This window comes from Marinobacter sp. MIT930201 (genome assembly GCF_047122665.1).
In the GTDB taxonomy this organism is placed as follows: Bacteria; Pseudomonadota; Gammaproteobacteria; order Pseudomonadales; family Oleiphilaceae; genus Marinobacter; species Marinobacter salarius.
In genome coordinates this window covers 2,974,706-2,999,840 of the sequence record NZ_CP138916.1, presented here as the reverse complement: position 1 = coordinate 2,999,840, position 25,135 = coordinate 2,974,706, and the positions used below count along the sequence as shown (strand labels likewise).

Sequence of the window (25,135 nt, the reverse complement as noted above, 5' to 3'; positions counted from 1 at the left end):
GATCATGAGCAAGAAATATTTGGGCTTGGCTTTGGCGATTTCTGCCGCTTCTGCTGCACAGGCCGGAAACGTTACGACCAGCGGCGAAGACCTTGTGATCGATACCGACAGCGGTATCAAAGTGAAAGTGTCGGATAACTCTGCGTCTTTTCAGCTCGGCGGGCGCATTCAGTGGGATTACGACGCCACGCAGTCTGACGACAACGGTGTTGACACTACCGATTTCGATGTGCGCCGGGCACGCCTCTACGCCAAGGGCCACTTTGGCGACTGGGCGTACAAGACCCAGTTCAACGTCGCTGAAAGTGATGGCGCCGACGGCGGTACTGCTGAAGACCTGTACATTCGTTACATGGGATTTGGCTCAGCTGCAACCGTGACTATCGGTAAACAGAAAGAGCCATTCGGCCTGGAAGAATTAACGAGCTCAAAAGACATCTCAGCGCTTGAGCGATCTGCCATGACCGAGCGTTATGCCCCCGGTCGCAGCGGCGGCATCCAGCTCAGCGGCAAAGGCAGCAACTGGACCTACGGTATCGGCTACTTCGAGGCAGGCGGCAATGGCAGCGACGATTTCAATAACACGGCAGTAACCGCACGGGGCACGGTTGCACCGATTCAAACGAACAATATGGTTGTTCATCTTGGTGCGGGTTATACCACGCGTGATGCCGACACTCAGGCCGATGAGGTCGATACGTTTAATCTGGAGCTCGCCGGCGCTTCCGGGCCCTTCCATGCCCAGGCCGAATATTTCGATTCCGAGGAAGGCCAGGTGGATGTTGATGGTTATTACGTACAGCTTGGCTGGATCATCACCGGCGAAAGCCGTCCTTACAAAGCCGGAGCATTCAAGCGGGTAAAACCGGCATCACCCAAAGGGGCCTGGGAAGTTGTTGCCCGCTTTGAGGATGGTGACGGAAAATACAGTGATGTGGGGCTGGCCACGACCGACGGTGAGCAAACAACACTGGGCGTTAACTATTACGCCAACAAGAATGTTCGACTTGGAATGAGCTACATGGATGGCGAAGAAGCCAATGGCGCTAGCGGAGATGAAGTGCGTGCAAGGTTGCAATATGCATTTTGACCGCACGGAATCCCCGATCAAACTTATATCTGGCTGAAAACCGATACAGAAAACATCACCATCAAAATATAATCGGAAAATTCAGCTCTGGTTAAGTTTAGCTTGATACGCTTTACCCGAGTCGAGTCAAGTCGATCATTAATGACGTGCTCTGATTTTCAGGGCAGGCACTGGCCTGCCCTGTTTTTTTTAGTGCCTGCCCCGCACCCCTGCCAGCCGGCTTTCGGGCGCCGACTGCCAGCATCTGTAAATTTGTTTTAGTGCAACACTGCCAGACACATTTTGCCGTGCCGTAGACTTGCCGATTTCAGGCTTTTCTGCTAGATAGAACACAGCCTTATTGTTTTTGGGCTGCAATAACGACAATCTCGTTCTAGAGACGCTGGAGGATCGATGAAAACAATACAAAAGCGAATCAGTCAGGGATTTTTGGGGGCGCTGATAGCCGCAAACGGCATACCTGCTGCCTTAGCGGTGGAGGTCCCGACAGCTTCAGGAATCAAGCTGGATATACTTACCCAAGGCAAGTTTCAACCAACCTATTTTTCTAATTTCGATCTGGACAGCAGCGTCGACGATGGCGCCACTGGCACTTCTGCTGGCGCTGTTCAGGTTGGAGATGAGCACGTCAGGGCTGAGGTCAGGCTTGGAGTGGTGGCGACTGGCGATAACTGGACAGGCAAAATACTTCTTGAGAATGACTTTTCCCTTGATGCCAATTCTGTTGATCGCGCATTCCGAGGCGAGAGATTTGGCCTGGAGCAGGCCTTCTTCACTTATACCTTTGATCCCGCATTTACCCTGCAGGGCGGCTGGACCTTCAAGAATCTGGACCTCGCCTCAGGCGGCCTTCTATATGGCGACGACCACCCCTTGTTCGGCGCCACCGGCAAGACCTCGTTCGGTAGCTACGATGTTTTCTGGATGCCGATTACAGATGGGCTGATTTCCAACATCCAGGCTCCTGGAGCAAACCCTGCTAACGGTGAACTGGACTGGGACGTGTTTGCTTCAAAGTTTGATTTTGATCTGGGAAAAGGTAGTCGTATCTCCCCGATCCTGACATACAGCGACAACCAGCAGCAAGGTGCAAAGGCAACCTATTACGGTGTCGAATACATCGGAAATATTGGCGCCATAAAGGTACGGGCCGAGGTGCTGGGCGTGACCGGTAGTTTCGACAATGGCGATGACATCAGTGCCTATGCCGGTTACGCGGGCCTTGAGTACCCGGTTAGTGAATCCTTCAACCCCTTTGTAGCACTACGCGTAGCAAGTGGGGATGACGACCCTACCGACAATGATGTAGAGGGCTGGCTGGGCATCACCGACATCGGCAGATATTCGCCCCTGATCGGTATTGACGGCCAGTTTATGGGATGGCAGCCAAACTCTAACCAGGCGATAGCATCGGGCCTTTTCGGTCTCGCCCTTGACCAGGCTGGCCCTGGTGGTGCTGGGTACGGCGGCATTTCCAATGCCGGCACCGGTAACAACCCAGGCCAGATCATGCTCTCTGTTGGCAGTTCGGGAAATTTAGCGTCGATCTCGCCCAAGCTGTCATATCAGGCACAGGTTTTTCCCATGTGGTTCCAGCAAACGGGCGGCCTTGAAACGCTCAGCACCGCCAGCGGATCGGTGGACAGTTATGCCGGCACCGAACTTGATGTGGCTGTAAAGTACCAGGCTAACCAGTACTTTGCTCCAAGGCTGGTACTCTCCAGTTTCCTGCCCGGCAAGGGCGTTGAGGATGCCACCGGCGCAGACGATGCGGCCTATGTTGCAATGCTCGAGCTGAACTGGAATTACTGAGCCCGGCTGATTAATAACGACTGGAAGCAATCAAGTTGAGGCGCCGGTAACGGGGCCTCAACTTTTTTAAGAGGCATAGATTTATGAAGCCGTTTTTCGTGATCTTCCTGATTTTTTCTGCCGCATCCAATGCTCAGGCCCAAGGCTACGATGTACCATTGGATTCGCTGTCGGAGTGGACAGGAAAGAAGAGCATCAGGGTGGTATCGAATATTGAGGACCTGAACACCGATAAAGAGTTTCTCGCACTGCTGGGGCGCCTCACCGTCAAGGGATTCGATGTAAAGTTTGGCAGTTCCGGACCCATCGATGAAGGCCTGACTCTTGAGGTTCTCCAGGTCAGAGATAAGACGGCACTCTCTATAAAGTCCACCGATTCTCAAAAATACTTTCTTTCCGTCCTGATTGACAAAGCCAATCAGGACGGGGGTGAAATACGAGCCGAAGCCTACACTCCGAGCATTCTCCCACTGCCGGAAGATTTCAGCCCTAAAATGGTTGAGGCGCTGCCTCGGCCCAGCCAGAAAGACAGTCAACTGGTTTTCCTGTCAGATTCGGCATTGGTACTGGGACTCTTCGATGGCGGCAGGGTTAAAAGAATTGATGAACTGACATCAGGCATCAAAAATTCGAAAGCCATTTTCTTGTCAGTTGGCCAGTCAGACTCAGATCCGAACCCGGAGGTTGCCGTAGTATGGGGTCAGGACCGGGATATTTCAGGCAAGGGACAATACACAAAGATCTTCTCTCAGCTTTTTGAAATCTCGGGGCAAACGCTGCAGGAAGAATCCGAAAAAGCCGAGAATGTGGCGTTACGGTTTATCAATAATCAGCTGCACACCCAACGATACGAGTTGCTGCAAGGTGACATTGGAAAAATAGCAGTTACTTCCGGGAAACAGACCAATGCTCGAAATGACTCCGTTGTCCCGGCCGATGCTGGAAACATGATTTTTTCCTACTTCCCTATCGACAACGCTACCTCAATCATAGTAAATGAAGCCAATCTTGAATTGCGGAACTCAAGCTGGAAGTCTTCGCCACAACTCGGGCTCGGCAAGGTATCCTCGCCAAGACTAACGAAACGCCTGAAGGACAGGAAAATCATTACATCACCCGATTACGCCTTTTCCGTTAACGAAGAACATCTGTCCATTCCCAGGAAAGCGGTTGTGAACAATGGATCGGTTGTAACCTATCTCAGAAAAAGAAGGCCGGGGCTTTCTGGCTTAACATCCGCTTCAGGACCAGATTCGTTAATCAAAGCAAGCTGGGACAGTGATACGCCCGAATCCGGGTTTTCGATTTCACCCATGCATGAAATAAGCTCTTTTATTATTGATTTTTCATATGTGAAAAATAGGGGAGCGTTTCGATTACTCGTATTAACTAATGAAGAAAGTGATAACCAGGGCGCAAGAAAAATATACATATATTGACAGGCTCAGAGCCCGGCGATGCCATCCATTGCCTACCCTGAAGACACCCTCAACACACGGCTCGCACTGACACAGATGGGGCCAAAAAACGCGCGCTTTCCTATCTTCACCGGGCTTTGCTGGGGCACAAATGCCCGGAGAGCCGCCGCACCTGCATGGTTTCCGCACACGGCGACTGGTAACCAAAAGTCTAACAGACAAAATGTTGCAATTCGACGGACAGTAATCTAATGTCTTTTTTGTAAGAAAAACAACTATGTTGTGGCTCGAAAAAAATAAATGACTTGACAAAAAGACTAAAAGGGAATGTGCACATGCGCAATAAGCTGAGAACACTCGCCGCTCCGCTGGCAATGGCTGTAGCAACAACGCCGGCTTTGGCCGCAGAGCCGGTCGGACGTGCGTCACCGACTGTAGAAGACCTGAAGGTTGAAATAAATCAACTGACAGCAGAAATGGAGAAACTTAAGAATGGCGATTCGCCCTTCACAGTGAACGGTTATTACCGCCTTCAGGCCACGTCGCAGAGCCTGGACGAGACCAACGACAACAGCAGTGCCTTTGTAGATCAGCGCCTGCGCGCAAAGATCAGCGGCGACCTCAACGATAACGTGACTGTAGTCTGGTACGGTGAGTTCGATTCTCCGTGGGGTGAGACGGGAAGCTGCCAGGGTGACAATTGCGGCAAGCTCAGCGCCGATGGCGTTGGCGTTGAAACCAAAAATGCTTACGCTGAACTGAAGGTGCCAAACAGCGACTGGAAGGTACGGGCGGGCATCCAGGGCTATGGCTTCGGCAAGTACGAGAGTTTCGTCACCAACGACGACATGAATGGCATTTCCTTTGCGGGCAATGTTGGCATGGCCACGCTGACAGGTGGCTGGTTCAAGTGGGAAGAAAACGATAGAGATTCCGCAGACGACGTGGACTTCTACACGGTGAGCGCCGAGCTTCACCCCAGCGAGGTTTTCCACTACGGCCTCACCGGAGCCCAGATCAGCAACAGCAGTCAGGTTGCTCTGAATGGTACGGCGGCTCGAACGGATGACAACTATCTCGGTGCCTACGCCGACTATACCTATGACCAAATGGCCTATAGCGGCTCGGTACTTTACAAAAAGTCGTCCGGGCTCGACTCTGACGCAACAGATGGCGACACCTACATGTTGAACCTGTACGCCCAGAGACACTGGGGCAACGCGAGCCTCAAGATTCACGGCATCTACATTCCGGCTGACGACAGCAGCAATGGTGCAGATCGCTTCGCTGCAAACCAGTCAGGCTGGGAGCTGAATAGCAGTAATCTGCAAATCTTCGGAACAGACTACTACTACAACAATGGTTCTCAGGGGGCTAAGTCAGTTTACGATGCAGCTTACCAGGGATACGGTCTGATGGGGCTAATGGTCTCGGGTGATCAGAAGCTTTCTAACGACTACTACCTGAAGTACGGCACCGGTTACTTCCGGGTTGCCGACGACGCGCCCGACAGCGCCACTCAGGCTAACGGCTCGAGCCTCGGCACTGAAGTCGCTGCCCAGTTCGGCAAAAAATTCGCCGGCGTGTATGACCTCAGCCTTCGTGGATCCTATGGCTTCATGGGAGACTTTTACGGAGACAACCCTGAGGACACCTACAAGGTTGTCGCTATGGTCAACATTAGCTACTGATGATCGTGTAATCTCATGATCCTTACGATAACGGCCGGGCAATAGCCCGGCCGTTATTTCTCTGGTGCGCCAGGGATTGATATCCAGCATAAGCGCCCCTCCCACTACGTAATTGACTTACCCCACATCCCCAAGCGGTCGTAATACGTCCGGCGAGACCTTGTATTGCCGGGCAGGCCTTCGAAGGTCACTTTCAGGCGACCCACAATCTTTTCTATATCTTTAGCTAGCCTGAGCTAAGCTTCCAGTATGTATTCACACTCCTCATTCAGAACTGGTTGACACTGCATCCTTTACCCCACAAAGAACGCCCATGAACTTTAAACGTCTGGAAACTTTTATCTGGGTTGCTACCCTCGGGAGCTTTCGCAAGGCGGCGGAGCGGCAAAACACCACGCAACCCGCAATATCCAACCGAATAGCAGCGCTTGAAGAAGAACTGGGCGTTCAGCTTTTTGAGCGGGATTCCGGCCGCACCATGTTGACGACCAGGGGGCAGGAGCTGTTGCCCTATGCCGAAAAAATCGTCTCCATGTCGCAGCAGCTGCGCAAACGCGCCGACAGGGTCGCGCTGCTGTCCGGCATCTTGAGACTTGGCGTTTCCGAGACCATCGTCCACTCCTGGCTGCCATACTTTTTCCGCAAGCTGAATGAAAACACACCAAACCTGGACGTGGAGATCACGGTCGACGTCACCGGGAACCTCCGCACCGGCCTGATGGACCGGACCTTCGATCTCGCTTTCCTGATGGGTCCGGTTTCCGAACCCAAGATTGAAAACCTGGACCTGTGCAGCTTCCCCCTGATCTGGGTCGCAAGTCCCTCGCTGAAACTGCCAGACCGAAAACTGGAGCTCGAGGAACTGGCCCAGTGGCCCATCATTACCTACGCCAGAAACACCAAGCCGTTTGCCGAAATCAGCCAGAAATTCAGCGAACTGGACGAACTGCCAGCACGCTTCTATTCATCCAGTTCACTGGCAGCATGTCGCCGGCTGACGCTGGATGGCATTGGTGTGTCGGCACTACCAATGAGCGTGATATCTGACGGCCTGAAAAGCGGACGCCTGATCACTCTGGATGCCGCCTGGACACCATCACAACTGGCGTTCACAGCCTCGTACCCCAGCGTGCCGTTTAACCCGATAGCCGAACTGGCCGCCAACCTGGCGGTCAACGTTTCGAAACAGTACGCGGAACCGGACATCACGAGAACTTATCACCAAACGTAAAAAACCATAATTAGACTTTTTCGCCAATAGGAATAACCTGATCCATAACCACATAACAAATTCAATCAGGGGTAGCCGAGATGCAGACCGGCGATTATTCAGACTTCAAAACAGGCCTGCTTGACCAGGTATCTGAGCTACGCGCGCACATACGCTCCGGCACCCATACCGGAACCACCAGCGGCAAGGCACAGAGCCTGGTTCAGGGCAATGTCGTCATCCTGCCGGCCGACTGGGCGAACGATTTTCTTCTGTTTTGCCAGAACAATCCTGTCGCCTGCCCCCTGATTGGCGTCTCCCAGACCGGCGACCCCATGCTGCCGGGCCTTGGGCGTGATCTTGACATCCGAACCGACATCCCCGAGTACCAGATCTTCCGCAATGGTGAACGGGCTGAGTCTGCCACTGACATTCGCGATGTGTGGCGCAACGATTTTGTGACGTTTGTACTCGGCTGCTCCTTCTCGTTCGAAGATGCGCTGGTCCGCGCCGGCCTGTCCATCAGGAACGTCGAGCAGGGACAGAACGTATCCATGTATCGCTCGAACATTGCCACCCAATCGGCCGGCCGGTTCCACGGCAACATGGTGGTCTCCATGAGGCCGTTCAAAGCTGCCGATGCCATCCGGGCGATTCAGATCACCACCCGGCTACCCAAAGCGCACGGGGCGCCGGTGCACATCGGGGATCCGGCCCTGATCGGAATCAACGATATCCACGCTCCGGATTTTGGCGACGCCGTCACCATCGGCCGTGACGAGATACCCGTCTTCTGGGCCTGTGGCGTGACACCGCAGGTCGCCCTGGAGAATGCACGCCCCCCGATCGCGATCACTCACGTACCGGGAAAAATGCTGCTCACCGAGCGGCTCAACGAAGAACTGGCGGTGCTGTAGTAACTGCCAATTGATGACCAAAGCAACAACAAAAGAACGGGAGAATCGATATGTTCAAACAACTTGCGACAGCCACCCTGATGGCAGGGTTTTTCTTCACCACCGCAGTCAACGCAGCCCAATGGCACATGCCAACGCCCTACGGCGATGCGAACCTGCCAACCAAAATCGCCTATGAGTTCGCTGAAGACATCAAGGCAGGCACCAATGGCGACATAGCCGTCACCGTCCACTCCGGCGCCTCACTGGTCAAACATCCGGAAATCCCGAGGGCCGTCCGCACAGGGCAGGTTCAGCTGGGGGAAATCTTCATCGGCATCATGGGTAACACCCATCCGGTGTTCAAACACGACAACATTCCGTTTCTGGCAACCAGCTTTGAGGATGCAAAACGGCTGTGGGAAGCGGCAAAACCCGAGGTGGAAAAACAACTCGACAAAGAGGGCATGAAGCTGCTTTACACGGTACCGTGGCCCGCCCAGAGCCTCTATACAAAGGCTCCGGTCAACACCATGAGCGACCTGGAAGGCCTGAAGATGCGTGCCTACAGCCCGTCCACTTCACGACTGGCTGATCTCATGAACACCACCCCAACCACCGTTCAGGTACCTGAAATCCCCCAGGCTTTCAGTACTGGCATCATTGACGCGATGATCACCTCCCCATCCACCGGCGCCAACGGCCAGGCCTGGGATTACCTCTCTCACTACACTGACATCAAAGCCTGGATTCCCAAGAACGTTGTCGTCGTCAACAAGCGCGCCTTTCGCCGCCTGAGCGAGGAACAACAACAGGTCATTCTTGACGCCGCCGCGGCAGCCGAAACGAAGGGCTGGGAGGGCGTTCGTGTAACCGCCGCCGAAGACACGGCGACGCTGGCAGAGAACGGTATTGAAGTGTCCGAGCCATCCGAACAGTTGATGCAGGAATTCCAGAAGATCGGCGACATCATGATCCAGGAATGGGAAGAAGAAGCTCCGAAGGAAGTCGGCGCTATTCTGCAAAACTACCGTTAATGGTCCATTCACAAGACGCTTTCCCCTGGTATTCCAGCGGGAAAGCCGCCTTGGGAGGCATCTTCCATGAGTACCCTTCGAGACAAGTTTTACCTGGCATCTGGTTACGCAGCGGGGTTCTGCATTGCACTGATCATGGTCGTGATCCTGGTGCAGATTGTCGGCCGCCTGTTCGGCTTCATCATCCCTTCCGCTGAAAACGTGTCCGGGTATGCTCTCGCGGCTTCTACGTTTTTCGGGCTTGCCTACACCTTCCATGAAGGTGGCCATATCAGGGTAACCCTGGTTATCCAGAAATGGTCGGCCCGGGCGCGGTTCGTTCAGGAACTGGCGGTACTCATCCTTGGCCTCGGCCTTGCGTGCTTCATGACCTTCTACTGCTGGCACATGGTGTGGGAGTCCTACGTTTTCGAGGAGGTCTCACACGGCTACATCCCCATTCCGATCTGGATTCCTCAGATCCCGGTAGGGCTGGGCACGTTAGCGCTTACTATCGCGATCCTGGACGACCTGATCGCGGTACTGCGAAAACGTGTGCCTTCTTACCAACAACACGAAAGTGACGTCAATCTGGAGGAAATCTGATGGATACCACGCTGCTTTCCATCGCCCTCGCTGCCTCCATGATATTGATGCTCGCGCTTGGCGTTTGGGTATCACTGACCTTGGTTGGCATTGGCGTCCTCGGGCTATTGTTGTCCGGCAACGACCAGATCGGCCTTCTGTTCGCAACCTCCAGTTGGGGCGCAAGCACCGGCTGGTCTCTGACCGCACTGCCGATGTTCATCTGGATGGGCGAGGTGCTGTTCCGTACTCGCTTGTCCGAGGACCTGTTTAAGGGACTGTCACCCTGGATGGGTGGTTTACCGGGCAAGCTGCTGCACGTAAACATTCTCAGCTGCGGTATATTCGCCGCGGTGTCCGGCTCGTCGGCCGCCACGGTGGCCACCATTGGCCGCATGACCCTGCCCGAGCTCAAGGCTCAGGGTTACAGCGATCGCATGGCTGTCGGTACCCTTGCCGGTTCCGGCACCCTTGGGCTGCTGATACCACCGTCTATTATTCTGATCGTTTACGGCGTGGCGGCCGAAGTGTCCATCGGCCGCCTGTTTATCGCCGGCGCTCTTCCTGGCCTCATGCTGGTGGTCATGTTTATGGGGTACACCATGGTGTGGGCGACATTGAACAAGGATGAGATGCCCAAGCATAAGAAAGAGCACATCTCGTTCTCAGCCAAGATCAAGGCGCTGCGAATGCTGCTGCCGATTGTGGGCCTGATTGTATTTGTGCTTGGTTCGATTTATGCCGGCTTTACCACACCCACCGAGGCTGCCGCACTCGGAGTTTTTGGCGCCCTGTTGCTGGCGGCTGTCACCGGATCCCTGAACGCCGACAGTTTCAAGGCAAGCCTGCTGGGCGCGGTCAAGAGCTCCTGCATGATTGGCCTGATTCTGGTGGGCGCGCATTTTCTCACCTTGTCCATGGGCTTTCTCGGCATTCCAAGAGAGTTGGCGGAATGGATTGGCAGCATGTCGCTCTCTTCTTTCGAACTGCTTGTCTGCCTGACTGCCCTCTTCGTTCTACTGGGCTGTTTCCTGGATGGCATTTCCGTGGTGGTTCTTACCGTCGCCGTGGTCATGCCCATGGTCCAGCAGGCCGGCATCGACATGCTCTGGTTTGGCATTTTTATTGTTCTGGTGGTTGAGATGGCACAAATCACACCGCCGGTGGGTTTTAACCTGTTCGTGATCCAGGCATTGACCGGGAAAGACATCCTCTACGTTGCCCGAGCTGCGCTCCCCTTTTTCCTGCTGATCATGGCGGCGCTGTTTCTGATCGGCTGGTTCCCGGAAATTGTCACCTACCTCCCTCAAACCATGAGCCGAGGCTAGCGCACATTCACTTGTTTCTGGAGACAACCAATGAAACTCAACTGCGATATGGGCGAGAGCTTCGGTAGCTGGACCAAGGGCATGGATGCCGAGGTCATGCCCTACATTGATATGGCCAATATTGCCTGCGGCTTCCATGCCTCAGACCCGCTGACCATGGACCGCACCGTCAGAACCGCGATTGTCGAGAAGGTCGCCATCGGCGCGCACCCCGGCTATCCGGATCTGTTGGGCTTCGGCCGGCGTGACATGGAGTTTGCACCCGAGGAACTCCAGGCCCTGCTGGTGTATCAGATCGCTGCGCTGGACGGCATCTGCCGCACCCACGGCACAGCCATCGAATACATCAAACCCCACGGCGCGCTCTACAACAAAATGGCAGTAGACCGCACAACCCTGGCAGCGGTGATGGCTGCGGTACGCAACTATGCAGCCCACTGCCCCCTGGTGGTCATGGCAACACCTGATGCCGACGAAGTTCTGGCGCTGGCCGCCGACGCTGGCATCAACGTGTGGTTCGAGGCGTTTTCCGACCGTGCCTACAGCGACGAAGGCCGTCTGGTTAAACGCTCGGTGAAGAACGCGGTTCATGACACGCCGGAAGCCATAGAAAGGCAGGTAACACAGATCATCACCGAAGGCAGCGTCACGTCGATTTCCGGCAAACGTATCCCGATAAAGGCCGACACTCTCTGCATTCATGGCGACAGCCAGCATGCTGTAGAGGCGGCCAGGCACATGCGGCAGGTCGTTGAGTCACTATGATCATTGAAGCCGTCAACGAAAGTACGTACATCGTCTATTTTGGTGACCGTATCAGCGATGACATCGCCGGCCAGGTCAAGCGGGCCACGGAGGCCATTCGCCAGAACCTGTCGGACCTGGTGATTGACCTGGTGCCTTCGTATACCTCCGTGCTGGTTTGCTATGACGCCAACAGGACCGACCGCTTCGGCATCGCGTCCCGGCTGCGCAAGGCACTGAGCGAGGGCGAACAGGAGGCGCCGGATGAAAGCGCTTCCAGCACCATTGAGTTGCCGGTCTACTACGGCGACGAAGTAGGCCTGGACCTGGACGAGGTGTGTGACTATTCCGGCCTGAGCCGGGACGAAGTGGTGCGCATCCACAGTGAGCAGACCTACCGCGTCTACGCCATCGGATTCAGCCCGGGGTTCGCTTACCTTGGCATTACCGACCAACGCATTGCCCTGCCCCGCAAAGCCACGCCCCGACAGAAAATACCCACCGGGAGCGTTGGCATTGCCGGCTCGCAGACCGCCATCTATCCCAGCGCCACGCCGGGCGGGTGGCAGATAGTCGGTCGCACACCTCAAAGAATGATCGATTGGGACAGCGATTCCCTGGCGCTGGTATCAGTAGGGGATAGGGTGCGGTTCCGGTCGATTGACCGCCAGGAGTATCTGGACCTGGGAGGCAGCCTCGATGAGTTTTGAAGTTCTGGATGGCGGTATGCTGGCCTTATTGCAGGACCCTGGCCGGTACGGCTATCAGCACATTGGCGTGACCACCGGCGGCCCCATGGACGAGCATGCCTTTCGTTGGGCCAATCGCCTGCTCGCCAATCCACCGGAGGCAGCGCAGATCGAGATCAATATTGGAAAACTGAGCCTGCTGGCCCATGAGGATACCTGCATCGCGCTCACGGGTGCGGACCTCGGAGCGCAGATCAATGGAGAGGCGGCAGCACCCTGGCATACCTATCAAATCCACCGGGGAGACCGTATCGAATTCGGCATGCCGGTGGCCGGACTAAGGGCATACCTTGCCGTCGCCGGGGGACTGAAGCCCACCGTAAAACTGGGTAGTTGCGCCACCGTCGTGCGCGAAGGCCTTGGGGGGCTGGATGGACGCGGGCAAAAGCTGGCCAAAGGCGACTGCATCGGGTTTGACCGCAGCCATCCAAAGACCATGGCAAGCCTGCCAGCCGGGGAAATTCCGGACTATAACCAGGACCTCCACATCGGTGTGATCCCCAGCTACCAATACGCGCACTTCTCTGCTGGTGAGCGTATGAAATTCTTCACGGGCTGTTACGAGGTCAGCCAGCGAATCGATCGCATGGGCTATAGGTTAACCGGCGACCCTATACACTCTGAGCTGGACGGCATCATCTCCGAAGGCATCGCCTATGGTGCCATTCAGGTGCCCAGTGACGGCCAGCCGATCGTCCTGATGAAAGACCGGCAAACCATCGGTGGCTACCCAAAAATAGGCTGCCTGAGCGCCCTGGATGCTGGCCAACTGGCGCAACGTGGGCCCGGGACACGGATCCGTTTTTACCTTGCGGACGTCGCAGAGGCCGAAGCCCAACGCGCGATTTTCAACCACAAGCTGGAAACCTTCAAACCATCACTCGCCGGCCCGTAGCCGGGTACGCACCCCCCGCGACGTCATCACCGCCAGCACCTCCCTCAACGGCACATCCACCCGCTTGCACATCTTCTCCGCAAACTCCAGGAAATAGGCCTCCCGGGCAACGGTGCTGGCCGTCGCGCCATTCGCAAAGTTGAGGTGACAAACAAGTCAGTAGGAAAACAGGAGATATCCACAAAGCCAAAACAAGCGAGGCCGGTCAGGTTATTCAGAACCGTGGAGCGCCAGGGATGGCGCGACCGAGCCCTACAGGGACGTATCCACGGGCGTGTTCTGAATAACCTGACCGGCCTCGCGACCGCTCCGCAGCCCGAAGGCTACGGAACAGAACTGCCAGCCTTAAAGAAGCAGGGACCGAATATCCCCCAACAACTGACTCAACACCGAGGTAAACCGGGCCGCATCAGCCCCGTTCACCGCGCGGTGGTCGTAGGACAGCGACAATGGCAGCATCAGCCGCGGCTGGAAATCTTTGCCATCCCAGACCGGCTTCATCGCCGCCTTTGAGACACCAAGAATCGCCACCTCCGGCGTATTCACGATCGGCGTGAACGCCGTGCCACCGATACCACCCAGGCTGGTGATGGTAAAGCAGGCACCCTGCATCTCGGTCGGCTTAAGCTGCTTGTCCCGCGCCTTCTGGGCCAGGTCCGCGCTTTCCTCCGCGAGCTCCCAGAGCCCCTTCTTGTCGACATCCTTGATCACCGGCACCATCAGCCCGTGAGGCGTGTCCACCGCAATCCCAATGTGAATGTACTGCTTGCGGATCACTTCCTTGCGGTCCATATCCAGCGACACATTGAACTGCGGCAACTCCGCCAGCGCCGTGGCGCAGGCTTTTAGCAGGAACGGAAGCGGTGTCATCTTCACACCTTTCTTCTCGCCGGCCGCCTTCTGGGCCTTGCGGAAGTCTTCCATGTCGGTGATATCCGCGTCCTCGAACTGGGTGACGTGGGGCACGTTCAGCCAGCTACGCTGCATATTGTTCGCCGTAGCAAACATCATGCGTGACATGGATTCGCGCTCAATCTCACCAAACTGACTGAAGTCCGGCAGTTTCACGCCAGGAATGCCGGCGCCACCGCCGCCAGCCACGGTGCTGCCTTGCTGCGTCTGCTGCAATTGGCTTTTCACGTAGGCCTGGACATCGTCTTTCAGGATGCGACTCTTCGGGCCGGAACCCTTGATGCGAGTCAGATCCGCGCCGAATTCACGGGCCAGCTTGCGCACCGCCGGTCCAGCATGAACCTTGGCACCCGGCGCCGGTGGCTCGTAGGTTGCCGAGGGCTGCTCCGGCTTGGGATCGGAAGGCTTGCTTTTCGATTCAGGCTCACCTTCCTGCTTTTCCTTGCTGGAAGACTCAGACGCCTCGGACGACGCGTCCTCTTCGCCTTCGTCGCCACCCTCTTCCACGATGGTCATTTCAACCAGATCGAGACCTTCGGAGATCTTGTCGCCCTCGGACACCAGAATCTTGCCGATCTTGCCGGCATAGGGAGACGGAATCTCCATGGTGGCCTTGTCGGACTCCACGGTCACCAGTGCATCGTCCGCCTCAACCTCATCACCTTCGCTGACGTTGATCTCGATCACCGGCACATTGTCGAAGCCGTCCAGCGCGGGCACCTTCACGGTTTCCTTTCGGGAACCGCCGGATTTCTTCGGTGCCGGCTTTTTCTCTTCAGACTTGGCTTCTTTGTCGTCCGACTTGGCTTCCGCCTCGTCTTTCTCATCGGACTTGGCGTCTTCGCCAGAATCCTTGTCGTCATCCGAGCCACCAGTGTCGCCACTGACTTCCATCATGCCAACGACATCGCCTTCCTTGACCTTGTCACCCACTTTGACGGTGATCTTGGTAATTTTTCCGGCACCCGGTGACGGCAGTTCTACCGATGCTTTATCGGACTCCACCGTCAGTATCGGATCTTCTTCCTCAACCGAATCTCCCTTACTGACGAGCACTTCGATAACCTCGACCTCGTCTGCACCGCCGAGATCCGGAACCTTGATTTCCTGTTCACTCATGGCGGTCTCCTTAGCTCAGCACCGGGTTCGTTTTGTTGCGATCGATTCCGTACTTGCGCATAGCCTCGAGAACCACGTCGTTTTTGACTTCGCCATCCCTTGCCAGGGCTGCCAGCGCGGTCACCGCCACATAGTAACGATCCACCTCGAAGTGACTCCGCAATTTCTCGCGGGTATCACTGCGGCCGAAACCATCGGTGCCCAGGGTCAGGTAGGTTTTCGGAATGTACGCCCGCACCTGTTCAGACAACAGCTTGATGTAGTCGGTGGACGACACCACCGGCCCCTGCTGCTTCTCCAGGCATTGGGTGATGTACGACTTCTTGGGCGTATCGTCCGGGTGCAGGCGATTCCAGCGTTCGATGTGCAGGCCGTCCCGGGCCAGTTCGTTGAAGCTGGTCACGCTCCAGATATCACTGGCAACACCAAAGTCCTCTTTCAGCAGCTCAGCAGCCGCACGCACCTCGTTGAGGATGGCGCCGGAGCCCAGCAATTGAACCCTGGGGGTTTTCTTGCGGCCCTTGGTTTCGACGGAATCCAGCAGGTACATACCCTTGATGATGCCCTCTTCCACTTTCTTGCCGTCCTTGCCTTCCGGCATGGCGGGCTGCTCGTAGTTTTCGTTTTCAATGGTCAGGTAGTAGAAGACGTTCTGATTGTCTTCAAACATCTCCTTGATGCCATGCTGGACCACCACGGCCATTTCGTAACCGTAAGCCGGGTCATAGGCCTTACAGCTGGGAATGGTCTGGGCCAGGATGTGGCTGTGGCCGTCCTGGTGCTGCAGGCCTTCACCGTTCAGCGTTGTTCGCCCGGCGGTGCCACCCACCAGGAAACCGCGGGCCTGAATGTCACCCGACGCCCAGGCCAGGTCGCCCACGCGCTGGAAACCGAACATGGAGTAGAAGATGTAGAACGGTATCAGCGGGAAGTTGTTGGTGCTGTAGGAGGTCGCTGCTGCCATCCAGGCCGCCATGGAACCGTCTTCGTTGATCCCTTCCTCAAGCACCTGACCTTTCTTGTCTTCCTTGTAGTACATGATCTGGTCACGGTCTTCCGGCACATACTTCTGGCCTTCAGAGGTGTAGATACCCAACTGACGGAACATACCCTCCATACCAAAGGTACGGGCCTCGTCCGGTACGATCGGAACCACCCGTTTACCGATGCGCTTATCCTTGGTCAGAGCCGTCAGCAGTCGCACGAATGCCATGGTCGTAGAGATTTCACGACCATTGGAGCCTTCCAGCAAGTTCTTGAAGGTGCCCAGCGGCGGCGTCTGCAGTGGCTGACAGTCCTTACGGCGCTTGGGATAGAAACCGCCCAGTTCCTGCCGGCGCTTGTTCATGTAAACGATTTCCGGGCTGTCCGGCGCCGGCCGGTAATAGGGCACGTCCTTGAGCTCTTCGTCCTTCAGCGGCACCGCAAAGCGGTCACGGAAGGCTTTCAGTTGCTCGATATCGAGTTTTTTGAGCGAGTGCGCTGTGTTCTGCGCTTCGCCGGCGTTACCAAAGCCATAACCTTTGATGGTATGGGCCAGAATCACCGTCGGCCGTCCACCGTTGTTATGGATAGCGTGATGATAGGCCGCATAGACCTTGTAAGGATCATGGCCGCCGCGGTTAAGCTTGTTGATGTCCTCGTCGGTGAGGTTATCCACCATCTTGGACAACTCCGGGTATTTGCCGAAGAAGTGCTTACGGGTATAGGCCGGGCCGTTGCTCTTGAAGTTCTGCAGGTCGCCGTCAACGGCTTCGTCCATGACGCGCTGCATCAGGCCGTCCTGATCCTTCTCGAACAGCGGATCCCACATGCGGCCCCAGACCACTTTCAGTACGTTCCAGCCAGCTCCCCGGAATACGCCTTCCAGTTCCTGGATAATCTTGCCGTTACCACGCACAGGGCCGTCGAGGCGCTGCAGGTTACAGTTAACGACAAAGATCAGGTTGCTCAGGTTTTCGCGGCCAGCCACAGAGATGGAACCCAGGGTTTCGGGCTCGTCGCACTCGCCATCCCCGACAAAGCACCAGACCTTGCGGTCGCCCATGTCGATCAGCTCACGACTGTGCAGATACTTCATCACGTGAGCCTGATAGATGGCCTGGATCGGCCCAAGGCCCATGGACACCGTTGGGAACTGCCAGTAATCCGGCATCAGCCAGGGGTGGGGGTAGGAAGACAGGCCTTCACCGTCCACCTCTTCCCGGTATTTGTCCAACTGATCTTCGTTAAAACGCCCTTCCAGGTAGGAGCGGGCGTAAATACCTGGTGAGGAGTGACCCTGGAAATACACCAGATCCGATTCGCGCTTCTCATCCCCGCCGTGGAAGAAGTAGTTGAAGCCAACATCATACAATGTCGCCGCCGAGGAGAAGGATGACACGTGCCCGCCCAGATCACCCGGGCGCTGATTGGCCCGCAGTACCATGGCCATGGCGTTCCAGCGGATCAACGAACGAATACGGCGCTCCATGAACAGGTCGCCCGGCATCCGGGCTTCCTGGGTCACCGGAATGGAATTGCGGAAGGGCGTCGTGATGGAATAAGGCAACTCAGTGCCGTCGCGGCTGGCTCGTTCGGAGAGCCTTTCGAGAATGTACTTGGCGCGATCAACGCCCTCCTGTTCGATCAGAGACTCCAGCGCATCCAGCCATTCACTGGTCTCTATGGGATCATCGTCCTGGTACATCAAACCTCCCCTTGGCATTAAAAAGTGCAGAGCGCGCCACGATCAGCGGCTGAGCGCCTTGCAATATCGATAAGCTGCGATGGAATGCAGAGCGTTTTATTATGGGTATCTGCCTGCCCGTTACTTTGAACAAGCATAGAACACGATCGCCAGTTTTACTGCGTGAAGCGCCCTTGAGTCACTTGGCTTTTGGTCAGCGAATTCAGGTATCACTCACACACCGGCACAAACCACACCGACGATTAAGTAGTATTTTTACTACATTTCGGTATAAAAATTCAATTTTTGAGGAAAATTCACCATTGCCTGTCGGACTATTTCGGTTACTTACGTAAGAATGGCGCCTTTTTCTCTCCCAAACAAGCATATTCAGACCAAGGTCGTAGGTTTCCTACCAATTTGATTAGACCTGAAAATACTTTTAGATTTATGTATACTCGCCTGCCCGTTTTTTGACCAGCGGAGTGGTGGCAATCTCCACCCCTCCAGAATATGGCTCACAACCAAAGAGGGCGATCTATGAACTCCATCGTCACGTTCCCGAACCGGATTCCAACCGCCGAGTTCGAAGAGCGGCGCTTCAAGGTCTACACAGACCGCCAGCTCGATAAGATTGACGTTATCCAGAATCTCCCTGAAGAGACCCTGTTTGAAATGAAGGTGGTAGCCAGCGTACTCCCCTTCCGCGTTAACGAATACGTGATCAATGAGCTGATTGACTGGAACAAGGTGCCGAACGACCCACTTTACCAGTTGGTGTTTCCCCAGAAGGGCATGCTGAAGGACGAGCATTACGAGCGCATGGCAAAGATGCATCGTGAGGGCGCGGAGAAGAAAGAAATCCAGGCAGTGGCGAAAGAAATTCGCGACGAGCTGAACCCGCACCCGGCCGGCCAGATGGAAATGAACATGCCGGAACTGAACGGCGAAGTCCTGGACGGCGTTCAGCACAAATACCGTGAAACCGTTCTGTTCTTCCCGGCCCAGGGCCAGACCTGCCACTCCTACTGTACCTTCTGCTTCCGCTGGGCTCAGTTCGTGGGCGACAAGGACCTGAAGATGGCCAGCACCGAAGCAGAAAAGCTTCACGGCTACTTGCAGGAGCATACCGAAGTCAGTGACCTGCTGGTCACCGGTGGCGACCCCATGGTGATGAAAACCAAGAATTTGGTCCAGTACCTGGAGCCTCTTCTGCAGCCGGAGTTTGATCACATCCAGACCATTCGCATCGGCACCAAGGCCCTGACCTTCTGGCCATACCGTTTTGTGACCGACAAGGATGCAGACGAACTGATTGATCTGTTTGCCCGCCTTGTGGATGCCGGCAAGCACGTGGCCATCATGGCGCACTACAACCATTGGCAGGAAATCACCACCGATATCGCGGAAGAAGCCATCCGCCGCCTGCGTGCCACCGGCGCTGAAATCCGCGCCCAGGGCCCACTGATCAAGCATGTGAACGACAATGCCGACGACTGGGCAAAACTGTGGGACAAGGAAGTACAGCTGGGCATCATCCCTTACTACATGTTTGTGGAGCGGGACACCGGAGCCAAGAACTACTTCGAAGTGCCTTTGGTAGAAGCGTTCAATATCTACCGCGAAGCCATCAAGCAGGTTTCAGGCCTGGCTCGCACCGCCCGCGGCCCGTCAATGAGCGCTGGCCCCGGCAAGGTTGAGGTACAGGGCATCACCGAGATCAACGGCGAGAAAGTGTTCGTGCTCCGGTTCATCCAGGCCCGCAACCCGGACTGGGTGCAGCGCCCGTTCTTTGCCAAGTACAGCGAAACAGCCACCTGGCTGCATGAGCTGGAACCGGCCCTTGGGGAAGAGAAGTTCTTCTTTGAGGATGAGTATGAGCAGATGAAGAAGGGCAACGGTTAACCCGGCCCCACAAAAAAAGGGGCCCTAGGTGGGCCCCTCCTTCCAGAAATGCCTTTCACTGCACATCAATGCATCAGCGTATACAGTTTGCGCCGATAGGTACGCACATCTGCATTGTTGTTACCCAGTTTATCGAACAGCTCAATCAGCGTGGTTTTCGCCACTTCATCCTTGTACTTACTGTCCACCCGCATCAGGCGAATCAGCAATTCCATCGCTTCGGCGTTGTTTTCCTGCAGAATATGATGCAACGCCAGCAGGTGCAGGGCATTCGGGTCTTTCGGATCCTTATCCAGCGCATCTTCCAGCTCATGGACCGGAGGTAGTTCAGCGGACGCTTTGAGGAACTTTATACGTGCCGCCAACTGCTTGGCCTGGTGCTGCATCTTTTCTTCCGGCGGCAGGCTTTCCAGCACCTGCTCGGCGGTTTCCAGATCACCCAGCTCCGCCTTCAGTTGCGCGAGGTCGATCAGTACCTTCAGATCATCCGGGTTGTTACGGTTCATCTCGGTTAACACGGCCAACGCAGCTTCCACATCACCTTCTTCCCAAAGTCGGTGAGCCTTATCGTAAGGAGCCTCTTCGTCTTCCGGCATGTCAATGTGCTTGTCGAGGACCTTGCGGATCTCGCTCTCCTGCAAGGCACCATTAAAGCCGTCCACTGCCTGGCCATCCTTCACAAGGATCACGGTGGGTAGGCTGCGCACACCCAGGCTGCCGGTCAGTTGCTGCTGCTCGTCGGCGTTCACCTTGGCCAGCATGAAGCCGCCCTTATACTCTTCCGCCAGCTTTTCCAGCAACGGCATCAACTGCTTACAGGGGGCGCACCACTCCGCCCAGACATCAATCAATATGGGCGTTTTGGAGGACGCTTCCATCACATCCTGCTGGAAGTTGTCCATGGTGGCTTCGAAAACGTACGGCGAGTTGCTCATGGATGGCACCTGAAAGTGATTTCCTGAAATGTCATTAACGGATTGTTGTTGGTATTGGGGGCTGAGAGTCGAAATTCAAGGTTTTGCCGCAGGCTCTGCACGATAACGGCAATTACCGCCACCTGCCTTGAAATAATCCCCTTTGCCGTTACATAGGCAATAGGGCCGGGGCGACAGCCCGGATCAAATTTCCTGGAGGATGCGTGTACGGCATGAACGACGACAACCGCAACGACTCTTTTGATGCTGCCGAAGAAGATCTGACCGAGTACATCGGCAAGGACGAGAACAGCAAAAGCCTGGTGCTGCCGAAACAGCAGATGCCTCGCCGCATGTACGTGTTACCGGTGTCGAACAGGCCGTTCTTCCCCGCCCAGGTGCAGCCGATTGTGGTTAACCAGAACCCCTGGCAGGAAACCCTCAAGCGTGTAGGCGAAACCGACCACAAGGTACTGGGTATATGCTTTGTGGAAGACAGCGATCCTGAACAGGGTATTCCCGGCAGCGAGGAGCTGGAAACCGTAGGCTGCGCCGTGCGCGTCCATCACGCCCAGGGCGAAAGCGGCAAAGTCCAGTTCATTGCCCAGGGCCTGCAGCGTTTTCGCATCACCCAATGGCTTCGGCGCCGGCCGCCCTACCTGGTGGAAGTGGAATACCCGGACGAGCCGGAAGAAGCCGCCGACGAGTTGAAAGCCTATACCCTCGCGATCATCAGCTCCATCAAGGAGCTGCTGCGCACCAACCCGCTTTACGGCGAGGAAGTGAAGCAATACCTGTCCCGATTCGGGCCGGATGACAGCTCTCCCCTGGCGGACTTTGGTGCCTCGATGACCAGCGCCCCGGGCCAGGAACTGCAGGAGGTACTCAACACCGTGCCTCTGCTCAGGCGCATGGAGAAAGTACTTCTGCTGATGGCGAAAGAACAGGAAGTCGCCCGCCTGCAGAGCGAAATCAGCGAAGAAGTGAACGAGAAGGTGCAAAAGCACCAGCGTGAGTTCTTCCTGAAAGAACAGCTCAAGGTCATCCAGCGCGAACTGGGCATGGCCAAGGACGACAAAACCGCCGACGCCGAGCGTTTCCGCGAGCGCATGGAAAGCCTTAACCCACCGGAACAGGTTCAGGAACGCTTTGACGACGAGCTTCAGAAACTGCAGGTTCTGGAGCAGGGTTCACCGGAGTACGGTGTCACCCGCAATTACCTGGACTGGCTGACCCAGGTGCCCTGGGGCCTGACCTCGGAGGATCATTTCGATCTGACCGAAGCCCGCCGCATCCTGGACCGTGACCACGATGGGCTGGACGACGTGAAAGACCGTATCGTCGAGTTCCTTGCCGAAGGCACCTTCAAGGGCGAAGTCAGCGGTTCCATCCTCCTGTTGGTGGGCCCGCCTGGCGTGGGTAAAACCTCCATCGGCCATTCCGTCGCCGACGCCCTCGGCCGTGAGTTCTATCGATTCAGCGTGGGCGGCATGCGTGACGAAGCTGAAATCAAGGGCCACCGCCGCACCTATATCGGCGCCATGCCTGGCAAATTCGTGCAGGCATTGAAAGACTCGAAGGTGTCCAACCCGGTGATCATGCTGGACGAGATTGACAAGATCGGTGCCTCCTTCCAGGGCGACCCAGCCTCTGCCCTGCTGGAAACACTGGACCCGGAACAGAACCGGGAATTCCTGGATCATTACCTGGACGTGCGCATGGACCTGTCCAAGGTCCTGTTCATTTGCACCGCCAACCAGCTCGACACCATTCCCCGCCCCCTGCTCGACCGCATGGACGTCATCCGGCTGTCCGGCTACATCACCGAAGAAAAGCTTGCCATCGCCAAGCATCATCTGATGCCCCGGTTACTGAAACGAGCCGGCCTGCTGAAAAAGCAGATGAACATCACCGACGCCGCCATCAAGCAGATCATCGAAGGCTACGCCCGTGAAGCGGGCGTCCGCAGCCTGGAGAAATTGCTGCACAAAGTCATCCGCAAGGGCATTGTGAGGTTGCTGGAAAAGCCGGACGAGCCCGTAAAGGTTGGCGTCTCCGACCTGCAAACCTACCTGGGACAGCCAGCCTTCCGCAAAGAGAAATCCCTGAAAGGCACCGGTGTGGTCACCGGCCTGGCCTGGACCGCCATGGGCGGCGCCACCCTGAGCATCGAAGCCTCACGCATACACAGCAGTCAGCGTGGCTTCAAACTCACCGGGCAACTGGGTGACGTGATGAAAGAGTCCGCCGAAATCGCCTACAGTTTTGTCTCTTCAAACCTCAAGCGATTCAAAGGTGACCCCACCTTCTTCGACAAATCCTTCGTGCACCTGCACGTCCCCGAAGGCGCCACCCCCAAGGACGGCCCCAGCGCCGGCGTCACCATGGCCACCGCGCTGCTTTCCATCGCCCGTCGCGAGTCACCACAGCAGAACCTCGCCATGACTGGCGAACTGACCCTCACCGGCCAGGTGCTCCCGGTTGGCGGTATCCGCGAGAAAGTCATCGCCGCCAGACGCCAGAAAATCAGCAACCTGATTTTACCGGAGGCGAACCGGGGGGATTATGAGGAGCTGCCCGACTACCTGAAGGAAGGGCTGACGGTGAATTTCGCCAAGCAATACAACGACGTGTTTCAGGTATGTTTCGGGAACAAACCCCGCAAGGGATCGAGCGTCCATTGATATTACTGGTCTGACCACTGCAAGACTGCCTTGACGCTTGTTCAGCCCTTGACTTTACTCGCTTTGATATGGACGAAAAGCAATCTCCGGTGGCGCCAGGTCACCGGTTTCCGACTCCTGAGTTAAAGAGAGTGGTAAAACAATGAACAAGAAAAACTCGATCCTGTGCGTGGCCGCGGGCCTTGCTTTCATCCCCTTCGCCTACAGCCAATCTGACGATAGTCTCAAGAAGCTTGGCAATTTCCAGACTACCGGGAAAGCCGAGTTCACTGTGATCGACCAGAAAAGCGACAGCGCCGATGCTATTCGCAAGACTCTGCAGAAAATAAAACTCCCTGAGGGCTTTGAAATCAGCCTTTACGCTCTGGTGCCCGATGCGCGGCACATGGCGGTTGGCCCCCAGGGTGTCGTCACCTTTGTTGGAACCCGTAAAACCGAAGTCTGGGCAATGACTGACCGGGACAAAGACCGAGTGGCCGATGAGGTAAAGAACTTCGCACCGTCGCTGGCCAAATCCGTACCCAACGGCCCCTGTTTTTCGCCTACGGGCGTACTCTACATTGCGGAGCAGAACCGGGTACTGGCGTATCCGGCAGCGGAATTCTTCTTTGAAGGCGGCGATGTTGTCGCTTCAGAGGTAATCCCGGGGGGCGAATTAATCCCTGAACAGTTCGTCAGTTACAACCACACTGCCCGGGTCTGCGACGTTGGCCCGGACGGGAAGCTCTACATCTCGCTGGGCCAACCCTACAATGTTGCACCCAAGGAGCACCTGGAGACGTTCAGTGAATGGGGCATTGGCGGGATCATCCGGGTAAATCAGGATGGCAGCGATCGTGAAATCTACACACGTGGTGTCCGCAACTCTGTAGGGCAGGACTTTAACCCCACCACCGGCGATCTGTGGTTTACGGACAATCAGGTCGACGGCATGGGCGACGACATCCCACCTGGAGAAATCAATCGCCAGACCGCCATGGGCCAGCATTTTGGCCATCCCTGGTACGGAGGCGGTGATGTTCGCACCAACGAATACAAGGGCGAGGAAGTGCCGGTAGAGGTAGTGTTCCCAGTCTCCGAAACTACCGCACATGCGGCCAACCTGGGCATGATGTTTTACACCGGAAAAATGTTTCCGAAGCAATATCGGGGTGGGATTTTCTCCGCGCAACATGGCTCCTGGAACAGGACCGTTCCAGTCGGAGCAAGGGTCATGTTCACGCCGGTGGACGCCGAAGGAAATGTTAATGGAGAAACCGTGCCTTTCGCCGAGGGGTGGCTGGATGAAAATGGTGAGTACCTGGGCCGGCCGGTGGATGTGGCACAGCTGAAGGATGGCTCATTACTGGTTTCGGATGATTTGGCCGGGGCAGTATACAGAATCGCCTACACAGGTTCCGGCTCATGATGCCAACAACGGGGAGGGAGCCCCCAGCTCCCTGGAGACATCATGCGACAAGAAAAGTCAGAGCAACGTTTTCAACAATAGCGGTTCTGAC

The 25,135-nt window shown here is 56.0% G+C and carries 18 protein-coding genes; 15 read left to right on the top strand and 3 right to left on the bottom strand.

Annotated elements, in window-relative coordinates:
- The first annotated feature begins 4 nt into the window (after window positions 1–4).
- The 12 genes from SIC19_RS13680 to SIC19_RS13625 all read left to right on the top strand — a co-directional run bounded on the left by SIC19_RS13680 (window position 5) and on the right by SIC19_RS13625 (window position 13,434).
- The gene (locus tag SIC19_RS13680) at window positions 5–1,090 is read left to right on the top strand and encodes an OprO/OprP family phosphate-selective porin (RefSeq protein WP_053113984.1); all 1,086 of its coding nucleotides are present in this window, start codon (window positions 5–7) and stop codon (window positions 1,088–1,090) included.
- Between the two features lie 393 nt (window positions 1,091–1,483).
- Window positions 1,484–2,902: a hypothetical protein gene (locus SIC19_RS13675; RefSeq protein ID WP_075194344.1), complete on the top strand. Its 1,419-nt coding sequence runs from the start codon at window positions 1,484–1,486 to the stop codon at window positions 2,900–2,902.
- Between the two features lie 83 nt (window positions 2,903–2,985).
- The gene (locus tag SIC19_RS13670; RefSeq protein ID WP_075194343.1) at window positions 2,986–4,341 is read left to right on the top strand and encodes a hypothetical protein; all 1,356 of its coding nucleotides are present in this window, start codon (window positions 2,986–2,988) and stop codon (window positions 4,339–4,341) included.
- A gap of 314 nt (window positions 4,342–4,655) precedes the next feature.
- Entirely contained in the window at window positions 4,656–6,011 is a 1,356-nt protein-coding gene (locus tag SIC19_RS13665) for a hypothetical protein (RefSeq protein WP_075194342.1), read from the top strand.
- Between the two features lie 313 nt (window positions 6,012–6,324).
- On the top strand, window positions 6,325–7,242 hold the full coding sequence (locus SIC19_RS13660) for a LysR family transcriptional regulator (protein WP_127401879.1): 918 nt from the start codon (window positions 6,325–6,327) through the stop codon (window positions 7,240–7,242).
- Window positions 7,243–7,322: 80 nt separating this feature from the next.
- Complete coding sequence (locus tag SIC19_RS13655; protein ID WP_127401880.1) at window positions 7,323–8,138, top strand: putative hydro-lyase; 816 nt, start codon at window positions 7,323–7,325, stop codon at window positions 8,136–8,138.
- Window positions 8,139–8,188: 50 nt separating this feature from the next.
- Window positions 8,189–9,154, top strand: a complete 966-nt coding sequence (locus tag SIC19_RS13650; RefSeq protein WP_127401881.1) for a TRAP transporter substrate-binding protein — start codon at window positions 8,189–8,191, stop codon at window positions 9,152–9,154.
- Window positions 9,155–9,220: 66 nt separating this feature from the next.
- Window positions 9,221–9,739, top strand: a complete 519-nt coding sequence (locus SIC19_RS13645) for a TRAP transporter small permease (protein ID WP_127401882.1) — start codon at window positions 9,221–9,223, stop codon at window positions 9,737–9,739.
- A complete protein-coding gene (locus SIC19_RS13640) occupies window positions 9,739–11,046 on the top strand; it encodes a TRAP transporter large permease (protein WP_127401883.1) in 1,308 nt (435 codons plus the stop codon). The genes SIC19_RS13645 and SIC19_RS13640 overlap by 1 nt, the downstream gene beginning before the upstream one ends.
- Before the next feature lie 30 nt (window positions 11,047–11,076).
- A complete protein-coding gene (locus tag SIC19_RS13635; protein ID WP_269399757.1) occupies window positions 11,077–11,811 on the top strand; it encodes a 5-oxoprolinase subunit PxpA in 735 nt (244 codons plus the stop codon).
- Window positions 11,808–12,500, top strand: coding sequence for a 5-oxoprolinase subunit PxpB (gene pxpB / locus SIC19_RS13630; RefSeq protein ID WP_041333816.1), 693 nt, complete (start codon window positions 11,808–11,810; stop codon window positions 12,498–12,500). Before SIC19_RS13635 ends, pxpB begins: the two co-directional genes overlap by 4 nt.
- Complete coding sequence (locus SIC19_RS13625) at window positions 12,490–13,434, top strand: biotin-dependent carboxyltransferase family protein (RefSeq protein ID WP_041333813.1); 945 nt, start codon at window positions 12,490–12,492, stop codon at window positions 13,432–13,434. Before pxpB ends, SIC19_RS13625 begins: the two co-directional genes overlap by 11 nt.
- 345 nt (window positions 13,435–13,779) lie before the next feature.
- On the opposite strand, the gene aceF is transcribed toward SIC19_RS13625, so the two are convergent.
- Complete coding sequence (gene aceF / locus SIC19_RS13620) at window positions 13,780–15,465, bottom strand: dihydrolipoyllysine-residue acetyltransferase (RefSeq protein ID WP_041333811.1); 1,686 nt, start codon at window positions 15,463–15,465, stop codon at window positions 13,780–13,782.
- 10 nt (window positions 15,466–15,475) lie between these two features.
- Window positions 15,476–18,154 (bottom strand): pyruvate dehydrogenase (acetyl-transferring), homodimeric type, encoded by a 2,679-nt coding sequence (gene aceE / locus SIC19_RS13615; protein WP_127401885.1) that lies wholly within the window; start codon window positions 18,152–18,154, stop codon window positions 15,476–15,478.
- Window positions 18,155–18,673: 519 nt separating this feature from the next.
- Here aceE and SIC19_RS13610 point away from each other — a divergent pair.
- Window positions 18,674–20,038 carry a KamA family radical SAM protein gene (locus tag SIC19_RS13610; RefSeq protein ID WP_041333809.1) on the top strand — a complete coding sequence of 455 codons (1,365 nt, stop codon included), beginning with the start codon at window positions 18,674–18,676 and terminating at the stop codon, window positions 20,036–20,038.
- A gap of 65 nt (window positions 20,039–20,103) precedes the next feature.
- Here SIC19_RS13610 and trxA read toward each other — a convergent pair whose 3' ends face one another.
- Entirely contained in the window at window positions 20,104–20,973 is an 870-nt protein-coding gene (gene trxA / locus SIC19_RS13605) for a thioredoxin (protein WP_041333808.1), read from the bottom strand.
- Window positions 20,974–21,185: 212 nt separating this feature from the next.
- Between trxA and lon the strand changes: the two genes are divergently transcribed.
- Both lon and SIC19_RS13595 read left to right on the top strand, forming a co-directional pair.
- The gene (lon, locus tag SIC19_RS13600) at window positions 21,186–23,636 is read left to right on the top strand and encodes an endopeptidase La (RefSeq protein ID WP_127401886.1); all 2,451 of its coding nucleotides are present in this window, start codon (window positions 21,186–21,188) and stop codon (window positions 23,634–23,636) included.
- Between the two features lie 142 nt (window positions 23,637–23,778).
- Window positions 23,779–25,044: a PQQ-dependent sugar dehydrogenase gene (locus SIC19_RS13595; protein WP_036208602.1), complete on the top strand. Its 1,266-nt coding sequence runs from the start codon at window positions 23,779–23,781 to the stop codon at window positions 25,042–25,044.
- Window positions 25,045–25,135 lie beyond the last annotated feature (91 nt).